Source organism: Nocardia sp. NPDC004168 (assembly GCF_040610355.1).
GTDB classification, from domain to species: Bacteria; Actinomycetota; Actinomycetes; order Mycobacteriales; family Mycobacteriaceae; genus Nocardia; species Nocardia sichangensis.
Genome location: NZ_JBEXME010000036.1, coordinates 34819 through 46029, shown reverse-complemented (window position 1 = coordinate 46029; position 11211 = coordinate 34819). Strand labels below are relative to the sequence as shown.

The 11211-nt window shown below is 68.8% G+C and carries 12 protein-coding genes; 3 read left to right on the top strand and 9 right to left on the bottom strand.

The genetic code is table 11. From position 1 onward, the window contains the following. The 3 genes from ABZW96_RS34060 to ABZW96_RS34050 form a co-directional block, all read right to left on the bottom strand. Positions 1-674: SAM-dependent methyltransferase (locus tag ABZW96_RS34060; RefSeq protein WP_355080516.1), on the bottom strand; the 674-nt coding region annotated here is incomplete at its 3' end. A gap of 173 nt (positions 675-847) precedes the next feature. Next, positions 848-1315: a hypothetical protein gene (locus ABZW96_RS34055; RefSeq protein ID WP_355080515.1), complete on the bottom strand. Its 468-nt coding sequence runs from the start codon at positions 1313-1315 to the stop codon at positions 848-850. Between the two features lie 26 nt (positions 1316-1341). Further along, positions 1342-2175: an SAM-dependent methyltransferase gene (locus tag ABZW96_RS34050; protein WP_355080513.1), complete on the bottom strand. Its 834-nt coding sequence runs from the start codon at positions 2173-2175 to the stop codon at positions 1342-1344. A gap of 254 nt (positions 2176-2429) precedes the next feature. Between ABZW96_RS34050 and ABZW96_RS34045 the strand changes: the two genes are divergently transcribed. Further along, positions 2430-3326 carry a helix-turn-helix transcriptional regulator gene (locus tag ABZW96_RS34045; RefSeq protein ID WP_355080511.1) on the top strand — a complete coding sequence of 299 codons (897 nt, stop codon included), beginning with the start codon at positions 2430-2432 and terminating at the stop codon, positions 3324-3326. Between the two features lie 564 nt (positions 3327-3890). Here ABZW96_RS34045 and ABZW96_RS34040 read toward each other — a convergent pair. The 3 genes from ABZW96_RS34040 to ABZW96_RS34030 all read right to left on the bottom strand — a co-directional run bounded on the left by ABZW96_RS34040 (position 3891) and on the right by ABZW96_RS34030 (position 6895). After that, positions 3891-4901, bottom strand: coding sequence for a zinc-binding dehydrogenase (locus ABZW96_RS34040; protein ID WP_355080509.1), 1011 nt, complete (start codon positions 4899-4901; stop codon positions 3891-3893). A 58-nt stretch (positions 4902-4959) separates the two neighbouring features. After that, a complete protein-coding gene (locus ABZW96_RS34035; protein WP_355080507.1) occupies positions 4960-5709 on the bottom strand; it encodes a hypothetical protein in 750 nt (249 codons plus the stop codon). A gap of 304 nt (positions 5710-6013) precedes the next feature. Beyond that, on the bottom strand, positions 6014-6895 hold the full coding sequence (locus ABZW96_RS34030) for a LysR family transcriptional regulator ArgP (RefSeq protein WP_355080505.1): 882 nt from the start codon (positions 6893-6895) through the stop codon (positions 6014-6016). A gap of 74 nt (positions 6896-6969) precedes the next feature. Here ABZW96_RS34030 and ABZW96_RS34025 point away from each other — a divergent pair, with 74 nt between their 5' ends. Then, a complete protein-coding gene (locus ABZW96_RS34025; RefSeq protein WP_355080503.1) occupies positions 6970-7593 on the top strand; it encodes a LysE/ArgO family amino acid transporter in 624 nt (207 codons plus the stop codon). 9 nt (positions 7594-7602) lie between these two features. On the opposite strand, the gene ABZW96_RS34020 is transcribed toward ABZW96_RS34025, so the two are convergent. Further along, positions 7603-8409: an LLM class flavin-dependent oxidoreductase gene (locus tag ABZW96_RS34020; protein WP_355080501.1), complete on the bottom strand. Its 807-nt coding sequence runs from the start codon at positions 8407-8409 to the stop codon at positions 7603-7605. Between the two features lie 469 nt (positions 8410-8878). On the opposite strand from ABZW96_RS34020, the gene ABZW96_RS34015 reads away from it, so the two are divergent. Beyond that, complete coding sequence (locus ABZW96_RS34015; protein ID WP_355080499.1) at positions 8879-9895, top strand: NADP-dependent oxidoreductase; 1017 nt, start codon at positions 8879-8881, stop codon at positions 9893-9895. Here the strand turns inward: ABZW96_RS34015 and ABZW96_RS34010 are convergent, their stop codons facing one another. After that, positions 9896-10249: a hypothetical protein gene (locus ABZW96_RS34010; RefSeq protein WP_355080497.1), complete on the bottom strand. Its 354-nt coding sequence runs from the start codon at positions 10247-10249 to the stop codon at positions 9896-9898. It abuts the gene before it with no gap. A 73-nt stretch (positions 10250-10322) separates the two neighbouring features. After that, positions 10323-11150, bottom strand: coding sequence for an SAM-dependent methyltransferase (locus tag ABZW96_RS34005; protein WP_355080495.1), 828 nt, complete (start codon positions 11148-11150; stop codon positions 10323-10325). Positions 11151-11211: the final 61 nt, after the last annotated feature.

The following is an 11211-nucleotide window of genomic DNA, read 5'->3' as shown; positions in this document are numbered from 1 at the left end:
GAGCCCAGGCCCATTTCGGTGAAACGCCGTTGCAGCTCGATGGCCATCTCGTGCGCCTCGCCGCCGTCGGCGGGATCGTAGAAATGCGTGATCGCAACGTAGGAGCCGGCGGGCAGCGCATCGATGTACTGACGCATGATCCCCGCCGGATCGAGATCGTCGTCGACGTGGTGCAGGATGCCGCACAGGATCAGCGCCAGCGGTCGGGTGAGGTCGAGGTGCTGGGTCACCTCGGAGTTCGCCAGCAGGGTTTGCGGGGCGGTCAGATCCGCGGGCACGAAATGGGTGAACTCGTTGCGCTCGAGCAGTACGCGGCCGTGGATGTTGCACACCGGATCGTTGTCGACGTACACCACGCGCGCCGCGGGATTCTGCTGTTGCGCGATCTCGTGTGTGTTGCCGACGGTGGGCAGACCCGCGCCGATGTCGAGGAATTGGCCGATGCCGACGGTCCCGGCCAGATAGCGCACGACGCGGTGCAGCCAGCGGCGATTCATGCGGGCCACGTCGCTCTGCCGCGGTGCGACTTCGGCGACTCGGTCGCGTACGTAGCGGTCTACTTCGTAGTTGTCCTTGCCACCGAGGGTGGCGTCGTAGACGCGGGCGATGCTCGCGCGAGTCGTGTCCACGCCTACCGGCGCGCGGACACCGGTCTGGGGAGCGGGATCGGACATGGAGACCTCTCTCTAGTTTCCGTCGCCTGGCTCACCAGCCTAGGGACCGCCGAATCGGGGAGCAATCCGTGCGGATGCATTCGGCCAGTGCTGCTTTCGTGAACCCATGGTGGTCTTGCCGAGCGCGACCGAGCATGGGAACCGGTCGGTATTCATCGGTTGCGGGCGATGACTCAGGACGCGCCGGGCCGGTACAGCACCCGTCCGGGCAGCCACCCGCCCTGGACATGCGTCACGCGCCACCAGTCGATGTGCACCTCCACCGCCTCGATGGGCGTGGACAAGAACGGTTCGATCTGTGGCTCCTTCCGTAACAGCGTCCGGAACGTCTCCTCCCGTTCGCTCGCGCCGGTGCGGACCACGGCCGTGCCGAGGCCTTGTGCGAACGGGTTGAGGAATCCGTCGGGGACGACCTTGACTCCGATGCTGGGATTGGCGCGCAAGCAGTCCAACGTCCGTCCGCCCGACTCGAGCACGAGCGTCAAGCGGAACGGATCGCCGTTCAGCTCGGCGAAGAACGCGTTCGAGCACCAGTTCACGCCCGCTTTCGACGTGGCGAGGTCGATGCTGGTGAAGCCGAGGACACCGGTCAGCTTGTCCTGGATGTCCTGATCGGTGATCCGCACGTCGTTCGATGTCATGTCGGGCTCCGTGGTGGGGGACGGGTTCAGGTTTTGCGGCCGACGCCGCCGAGCATGAGACGTTCATCCGGCCACGGCGTGCGCAGCGCTGGGCCGCCGGGCCACCATTCGTGCAACTCCACCAATCCCGGTGGAACCATCTCCAATCCGTCGAAGAAAGCCTGGATCTCCGCGCGGGTGCGCCAGCGTCCGGTGCCGAGGCCCCCGTCGTGCAGTGCTCGTTCGGCCAGTCTGGCCAGCGCGTGCAGTTGTTCGCTCTCGGCGGCCGGATCGAAGAAGTGGCTGATCATCACATAGGAACCAGGGGCGAGGCGATCGATATACCGCCGCATGATGCCCGCGGGGTCCCGATCGTCGTCGACGTGGTGCAAGGTGCCGCACTGCATCAGCAGCACCGGTCGGGTCAGATCGAGGTAGCCGTTGACCGCGGGGTCGTCGAGCACGTCGTCCGGCCGGGTCAGGTCCAGGTCGAGAAAGTGCGTGCGTTCGTTGGCTTCCAGCAGCTTGCGCCCGCGCGCGGCGCAGATCGGGTCGTTGTCCACGTAGACCACCGCGACCTCGGCGCCGAGTTCCTGGGCGACCTCGTGGGTGTTCTTCTGCGTGGGCAGCCCACTGCCCAGATCGAGAACCTGGTCGACACCCGCCGACCGCGTGACGTACCGGACCACCCGCTCGAGCCAGCGCCGATTCGCGGCGCCGACGTCGTCCTGGTGCGGCACCGCCTTCTTCAAGCGCTGGTACACCTGCCGGTCGGACTCGAACCAGTCCGTCCCGCCGAGGGCATAGTCGTACACCCGCGCGATACTGGGTATCTCCGGGTCCACACCCGCTAGTCGGGTCGATCCCTCTGCCGACGTCATGGCGCTCCTCCTCCGCGTGGCCACCGTCGGGGGCGACTCTACGCACAGCCGTCTCGGCGCGCCGGGGAATCCGGCCCGGATATTGCGTTGGCGCTCTTGCGAATCCATTCGTGCGTATCCGATTCGCGGCGCGCGCTCGCGTCCGGGCCGGCGTTTGCGTGCGGCCGAGTAGGATCGTCAGCCGACGTTCCGACAGCTGTGATGGTGGAGGCACTACGCCGCGCGGTCTAACCCCCGATCGGCCGGAGGCATGCATGACCAACGACGAGGACAGTGGTGACAACGCCGAATTCCCTGCGGCAGAACGTGGTCCGACGGTACTGCGGATCGCGCTCGGCAGCCGGTTGCGTCAGCTGCGCGAGGGCTGCGGAATCAGCAGGGAGGCGGCGGGCGACGCGATCCGTGGATCGCATGCCAAGATCAGCAGGCTGGAGCTGGGCCGGACCGGGTTCAAGGAACGCGATCTGCACGACCTGCTGAACCTCTACGGAGTTGTCGAGCCCGCTGAACGCGAAACGTACTTCGAACTGGCTCGGCGGGCCAACGACCCGGGGTGGTGGCAGCACTACAGCGATCTGCTCCCGGCGTGGTTCGAGACCTACATCGGCCTCGAACAGGCCGCCACCACGATCCGCACCTACGAGGCGCAGTTCGTCCCCGGGCTGCTGCAGACCGCCGATTACGCACGGGCGGTGATCCAGCTGGGCAATACCGACGAGACCGAACGCCGCGTCGCCATCCGCATGCGCCGCCAGCAGATTCTCTACCGTGCCGCCGCTCCCACGCTATGGGCTGTCATCGACGAGAACGCGCTGCGCAGGCCGGTCGGCGGAGTGGAGGTGCTGCGCGAGCAGATCGAGCATCTGGTCGCGATGGCCGACCGTCCCAGCATCCGGATCCAGGTGCTGCCGTATGCGGCGGGTGGGCACTCCGCCGCGGGCGGCCCGTTCAGCATCCTCCGGTTTCCCGAGCCCGAGCTGCCCGACATCGTCTACACCGAGCAGCTCACCAGTTCCCTGTATTTCGACAAACAGCGCGATGTCGAGCTGTACATGTCGGTCATGAACCGGATCAGCGTGGAGGCGCTTTCCCCGGCCGAGAGCGTGCGCTTCCTGCGCGAGCTGCTCACCGAGCCGCAATCCGGCGAATAGGACTGACTCGATCGTCGTTTCCGAGTGCGGTATCCGTGCTCCACGTGTGTGCGCCGGCTCGGCGCGGGAAGTTTGCCAAAAGGGTCGCGGGCGACCGAGGAGTCGCCGCGGCGTGCTGTCGATGGCGGGACGGCGTCGTGCGTTCGGAAACCGGTCGGTCGGCGCGGAGCGGCGGAGAGCAAAGGCTCCGAATCGAATCCTCGCTGCGTGACGTGAAATCCGTTGTCGTCGGCGAGAACTCGGTGAAATGCGATCGGCGGAAGGTAACAGTTCGATATCGGCGCATTGCATCCGATACTGATTTGTTATCGATCAGCCTGCGTTCACCTCGATTTTCGAGGTTTTCGAGACCGGTGGCGCCAATGCACATGCACGCGCGCATGTACGTACCGATGGACGATCACCGATGCGACGCGGCCGCCGTGGTGTGGCAGTATCCCTGTCGAGGTCGGGGTCTGAGGATCGGCTCGGGCACTGGCTGGTTCGGCCACGGCGACCCCAACGCGAGTTGGGGTCGCCGGCGGAGCCGTCGCGAACCGCTCCGATGTCCGGATTGCCGATAGTTCACGGCGTCAGCACGATCCGGATCGGATTGCCCTCCTTGCTTTCCAACGCGTGTACCGCTTTGTCCGCTTCGGACAGGGGGAGCACGGCACTCACCGACTTGGCGAAATCGAGCCGATGCGCGCGGCGCAGGCGCACGAGTTCGAGCACATGGTCGGGCTCGGAGCCGTAATGCCCGCGCAGCTGTTGCTGCCGAAAACTGAAGATGGTGCCGTTGGTGATCGTGATCGGCTTGTCGGTGAGCCCGACCAGCACCAAGCGTCCCTCGTCGGCGAGACATCCGACGGCTTGTTCGCGCACGGGCGCGAAGCCGGCGAAGTCGAACGCGGCATCGAGTCCCGCTCCCGCGGTGGCGGCGTACACCTTTTTCGCCAGTTCCGGGTCGGACGGATCGAGTGCGAGGTCCGCCCCGAATTCGAGCGCGCGCTGCCGGGCGGCGGGCAAAGGATCGACCGCGATGATCGGCGCGGCGCCGATCAGCCGGAGCAACTGCACCCCGTGCGCGCCGAGCCCGCCCACGCCCCACACGCCGGCCGACTCCGCGGCCCGCACCTGACCGGTACGGGTGATGGCGGCCCACGGCGTCGATACCGCGTCGGGGATGAAACAGGCCTGCTCGAACGGTAGGTCGTCGGGAATCGGCACCAGGGTGTCCGCGGTGGCCAGCGCGTATTCCGCCCAGCCGCCGTCGTAGTCCACGCCGCGGGTGTAGGTTTTGCCGTCCCGGATCTCGCCCGCCTGCAACAATACCCGGTCGCCCGGCTGGGGACCCTGCACCTCGGGCCCGAGGGTGTGCACCGTACCCGCGACCTCGTGCCCGAGGGTGACCGCGTCGCCGGCCAGGTACATCGGCGACAGCACGCCCTCGATGAGGTGGACATCCGACAGGCAGACACCGGCGGCCGCCACCTCGATCAGTACCTGACCCCGGCCCGGGGTCGGCACCGGGACGTCCTCCAGGCGGAACCGATGCCCGTCGGCGGCACGCGGGAACAGTCGTCCAGCAAGCATGTTCAACTCCTCAGCAGGCCGATCGGTTGATGTGCGCCGCGCGTTCCGGGGCGATCGATCAGGGCGTCCATGTGAGGCGGCCGCCCTCGAAGTCCTGGGCTTTCCCGTTCTCGAAGTCGTACTCGTCGCTGGTGGGGTAGCCGTAACGCCCGGCTTCGCCCCCCGCGGCCTCCCAGTTCTCGCGGATGGATCCCCAGACGACATGGGCGCCGGTGCGCGGGGCGTAATAGATGGCGCCGCCGCCGAACAGGTTGTAGCGGCCGTTGCCCGCGCGGGCGGGGGATTCGTCGGTGATGGGGAACCCGAGCGGGCTGCTCTCCCAGCCGAAGGAACCCCACTTGTCGCGGATCACGCCGCCGATCTGATGCGCGGCGGTGCCGAGCGACCAATAGATCGACCCGTTCTGAAAGACGCTGTAGCTTCCCGGCTTCGATGGTGTCGCCACCTCCCGCGCCACGGGGTAGCCGAGCGCTCCGCCCTCGTAACCGAGATTGCCCCATTTGTCGCGGATGGCGCCACCGACCTGACGGGCGCCGGTGTCGGGGTGCCAGTAGATGGACGAGCCGCGCTCGAACGCCTGGTAGCGGCCGCCGCGCGCGGCGGAGTCCTCGGGTGTGACGGGGTCGCCGAAAAACGCGGGCCCACCGGCCTCGTCGTACTCCGCTTCGATCGCCCCGCCCACGTCGTAGGGGCCGATCGGGCGCGCCGCCGCATCGGGGAGGATGCCTGCGAGCAGAATGCCGAGCGCGGCGACGATGGCGAGCGCGCCGCGGGTGCGCGAGTGGTTCGGGCGACGGTGCCGTGCCAAAGTGAACTCCTGTGCATCTCGGGTGGGTGCGGGATGGAGCTGAAGCTTTCGGTCGGCGTGCGGAGATCAAGTTACCTCGCCGGGTCGCGATGCGGAGCGATACGAGGTACTCGAATGCCCTGGTGTCGTGCGGTGCGGTGGACGGCGGCCATCCAACTCATCCTGGGCTCCGAACAAACTGGCGGTGCTACCGTGCCCACGGTCGCGCCTTCTCGGATACGGTGCCGCCGGGGCAGGGTGCTCGCACCCTGCCTCGGCGGTGTCATGAACGGAACATGTTGCCGGGCAAGGGGTAAGTCCGATTTCAGCGGAGGACGTTCGCCGCCTCGGCGGCGATGGTCGCGGCGACCGCACCGAGGGCGGGGGAGTCCAGACGCCACTGCTGCCAGTACAGCGGGACATCGATGACGACGCCGGGATCGATCGAGACCAAGCGGCCGTCGGCTCGGCCGTCGCGGGTCTGCAGATCGGGGAGCATCCCCCAGCCGAGCCCGAGCCGGACCGCCTCGGCGAATCCGGTGGACGACGGCACATAGTGGCGTGGCGGATTCAGCGGTTTGCGACCGCGCCTGCGCAGCAGGCGATCCTGCAGGTCGTCTTTGCGGTCGAACAGCACGACCGGAGCCGCGGCGTAGGACTTCGCCGTCGCCCCGTCGGCGAACCAGCTGGCGGCGAATTCCGGACTCGCCATCGGCCGGTAGCGAATCGCTCCGAGTCGATCGACCTTGCAGCCCTGCACCGGCTGGGCGGTCGAGGTGATCGCCGCCATCACGGTGCCGTCGCGCAGCAGACGCGTGGTGTGTTCCTCGTCCTCGCGATGGATCTCGAAGCACACGCCGCGCGGTGCGCGGGCCAGCGCGGGCAGCACCCAGGTCTCCAGGGAATCGGCGTTGACCGCGATGGGCACCCGGATCGGGCCGTCGGAGGGTTCGCCGCCGAGTTCGCGTGCGGTATCGCCCGTCAACAACTGGATCTGCCTGGCCAAGCGCAGGACGGCCAGCCCCGATTCGGTGGCGCGCACCGGTTTCGTGCGCTGCACGAGAATCCGGCCCGCGGCGTCCTCCAGCGCCTTGATCCGCTGACTGATCGCCGACGGCGTGACACTCAGCCGTCGGGCCGCGGCGTCGAAGGTCCCCTCGGTGATCACGGCGTCGAGTGCGCGGAGCTGGTCGAGCTGGAGATCCATATTAAGGAAGCGTAATGATAGATAAGAATCTTTAGCTTGTCTGGGTATGATCCGCGGCCTTAGCGTCGCTGGACGTGAGCGTTTCCTCGGCGGTGGTGGCGGCCGTGTCCGGTTTGGGCTTCGGCCTGTCGTTGATCGTGGCGATCGGTGCGCAGAATGCGTTCGTGCTGCGGCAAGGGATCAGTGGCAGGCACGTACTCGCGGTGGTGACGGTGTGCGCGGTGTCCGACATCGTGCTGATCGCGGCCGGGGTCGGCGGGTTCGGCGTGGTCGTGCAGTCGGCCCCGGGGGTGCTCGTGGTGGCGCGTTACGCCGGGGCGGCGTTCCTGATCGGCTATGCGGTGCTGGCGGCACGGCGGGCGTTCGGCTCCGCCGCGCTGAGCGCCGAATCCGGGCGGACCACCGCGGCGCTCGGCGCGACGGTGGTCACCTCCCTCGCGCTGACCTGGCTCAACCCGCACGTCTACCTGGACACCGTGGTGCTGCTCGGCTCCCTCGCCAGCACGTACGCGAGCCCGGATCGCTGGTTCCTCGGCGCGGGGGCGATGCTGGCCAGCGTGCTGTGGTTCACCGCACTGGGCTTCGGCGCGCGCCTGCTCGGCCCGCTGTTCGCCCGTCCGCGCGCGTGGCGCGTGCTGGATTCGGTGATCGCGGCGGTGCTGCTCGTCCTCGGGCTGGGACTGTTGTGCATCGGGTGAAGGCCGCGCTCACAACTGCTCCTTGATCTTCGCGGCGAACTCGTAGCCGGCCTGCCACTCCGGGCCGGGAAGGGCGAGGACGACGCGCGCCGCGCCCGCCTCCGCGTAGGCGGACAGTTGCTCGGCGGCCTGACCGGGATCGGTGGCCAGCGGGGGCGCGACGACCGTCACAGTGAGCGGCGGACGGCCGTATTCCGCAGCGAGTGCGGACAATTCGGCTACGTGCGCGCCGATCTCGCTCGGCTCGAGTCCGATGGCGACCCAGCCTTCGGCATAGGCGGCGGCGCGCCGCCGCGCCCGTTCGGCGTCGCCCGCGACGAGCACCGGCGGCATGGTCGCACCTGGCGCCAAGGCGACCTCGGTGCCGTCCGGAAGGACGACCGGCCGCCCGGCGACCAGATCGGGCAGCAGACTCAACGCCTCGTCCGTGCGGCGGCCGCGCTCGGCGAAGGACGCGCCCGCGGCACGCCACCCGACATCCCCGTGCGCCGGGTTGCCGGTGCCGACACCGAGGATCAGCCGGTCACCGGAGACGTACTGCAGCGTGGCGATCTGCTTCGCGGCCCAGGCGACCGGCCGCAAGGCCAGCAGCATCACGCCGTACCCGATGCGGAGGCGATCGGTCGCGGCGGCGGCGGTGGCCAGCACCACGGTGCTGTCCAGGATCGGCGCGCTGGCCACGAGATGATCGGTGGACCATACCGAGTCGAGGCCGCTCGCTTCGGCCAGGCGAGCGGCGGCTCGCACGTCGCCGAGGATGGGTTTCGCGGGGTCCGGCGTCGAGGTGGGCAGGATGATGCCGATTTCCAAGGTCATGCTTCCGACGCTACGAACACCTCGCGTCCGAGCCAATGTTCCGCTCGCTCGAGTCGATATCCCGGACGCTCACATCGATTCGGCTGCCGCGTAGCGAGTTTCGGCGACCGCCTCCGGTGCGGGCCGCAGGCGGGCACGGATGACGTGGGCCGACCGTATGTCGCGGACCGGCCGATGCGAGTCGGCGAGCAGTGTGGTCCGCGCGACATTCCGGATCGGTCGGACTCGCGGGAGGGCAGCGCATCGACCAGCGGTCGGGACCGTAGCCCGGCCGAACGCGGTGTCGTGGCCGATATCGGCGTGGTCGCGAGCGTAGCGGGCATGACCGCGCTCGAGCGCGCTGGATCTGGAGCCGGACACTGGAGGCGAACGGCGGCTTCTTCCTCCGGTCGGAATCGCTGCGGCGGTGGTCGTCGGACACGAACCGACATCGGCGGGTGGCGCCCGCGCTCGAGGCTAGGGTGGGCGCATGGTCGAGTCGACGCGAATCGTGCTTGCTTCCCGGCCGGTGGGTGCGCCCACCGCGCAGAATTTCCGGACCGAGACCGCGGAACTCCCCGCTCCGGGCGAAGGCGAAGTTCTGCTGCGCACCCTGTACCTGTCGCTCGATCCGTACATGCGGGGCCGGATGAGTTCGGCGAAGTCCTACGCCGACCCGGTCGAGATCGGCGCGGTGATGGTCGGCGCGACCGTGGCCGAAGTGGTCGAATCCCGCGACCCGTCGCTGACGAAAGGCGATGTGGTCTTGGCCTATTCGGGGTGGCAGTCCCATGACGTCGTCCCGGCGCGCGGACTGCGCAAGCTCGACCCCGGCAGGGTTCCGGTCTCGACCGCCCTCGGCGTGCTCGGCATGCCCGGCTTCACCGCCTACGCCGGACTGCGCAAGATCGGCAGACCCCAGCCGGGCGAGACGCTCGTGGTCGCCGCGGCCACCGGACCGGTGGGCTCGGCCGTCGGCCAGATCGCCAAGATCGACGGCGCCCGCACGGTGGGGATCGCGGGCGGCCCGCGCAAGGTCGAATATCTGAACGAACTCGGATTCGATGTCGCACTCGACCACCGCGCTCCCGATTTCGCCGAGCAGCTCGCGGCGGCGGTCCCCGACGGCATCGATGTCTATTTCGAGAACGTCGGCGGCGCGGTGGCGGACGCGGTGTACCCGCTGCTGAACACCTACGCGCGTGTGCCCGTCTGCGGGCTGATCGCAAACTACAACGTCGCCGGCGCCCCGGAGGGCCCGGACCGGCTGCCCGCCTACTACAGCCGGATCCTGACCAAGAGCCTCACGGTGCGCGGGTTCATCCAGAGCGAATTCGTCCGTGAGCTGTACCCGGAATTCTTGCGCGAGATGGGCGAGTGGGTCGCCGACGGACGCGTGCGGTACCGCGAGGACGTCGTGTCCGGCTTGGCCGCCGCACCCGAGGCGTTCATCGGCATGCTCGAGGGCCGCAACTTCGGCAAGCTGGTGGTGCGGGTCGCCGACTGATCAGCTCGCCACCGCACCGCCGCCGATTCCGAGGTAGACCACCATCAGCACGAACAGGAACCAACCCGCGCCCTGCCAGATGGGCCAGGTCCGGCCGCGGCGCCACTGCACGTAGGTTTCGACGAAGGCGCCGATGCCGCCGATCAGCAGCACCACCGACGGCCCGAGCACCACGGCGACCTGCGCGGCGGTATCGCACAGCAGGTTGTCCGCGTCCGCGCACTCGCGCTGCGCGGCCCACAGCACGGCCAGCAGGAAGACCAGCGCGGCGGTGGCGAGCACCGAAGCGACGTAGGTCGCGGCGCGCCGGAACCCGCGCGGATCGCGCCAGCGTTTCTCGACGTCTTCGACCATGTTCACCACCTCGCCGTCCCTGGCCGCCGGTTCCTCCGACGTGATTGCCGAACGGCGGCGGCTCAAACGCCGCTCAGGGTTTGCGTCCGACGCCGGCCAGGTACCAGGCGGACCGCGTCGCGGCCGGGGCGACATCCGTGTCCGGGCGCCACGCGTCCACCGGAACGATTCCCGGCTCGACGAGTTCCGTTCCGGCGAAGAAGGATTCGGTCTCCGCGTGGCTGCGCGGCTGGAACGCGATGCCGGCCTGCTGAGCGGCTGCCGCCGCGCGCGCCATCGGGCGCGGGTCGAAATCGCCGGTGAAGTGGGTGAGCACCAGATAGCTGCCGGACGGGGCCGCGTCCAGCAGTCGGCCGACGACACCGTACGGGTCGTCGCTGTCGCGGAAGAACATCATGACCGCGACCAGCAGGATCGCGATGGGCCGGTCCTGGTCGAAGGTATCGGCCAAGGCGGGTGCGTCCAGGATGGCGCTCGGATCGCGCAGATCCGCGTCCAGGAAGGCGATCCTGCCCTGCGGCGTGCTCGCCATCAGTGCTCTGGCGTGAGCGAGCACGAGCGGATCGTTGTCGACATAGACCACCCGCGCGGCCGGATCGGTGTGTTGGGCCACCTCGTGCGTGTTGCCCGCGGTGGGGAGACCGGTGCCGATGTCGAGGAACTGATCGATGCCCGCCTCGCAGGCCAGATGGCGCACCGCCCGCCCGAGGAACGCGCGGTTGGCGCGGGCCATGTCGCGGATACCGGGGATGTGCATGGCGACCGTGTCGCCGAGGGCGCGGTCGGCGGGGTAGTTGTCCTTGCCCCCGAGCCAGTAGTCGTACACCCGTGCCTCATGGGGGAGGCTCGTGTCGAGCTTGGTCGACGATCCGGCGCGCACTTGCGCGTGACCGTCCGGCATGGCGACTCCTTTCCCGGCGACGCAGGACCGGCGCCGCACCCCTGTCGCCTCCAAAGGCGAC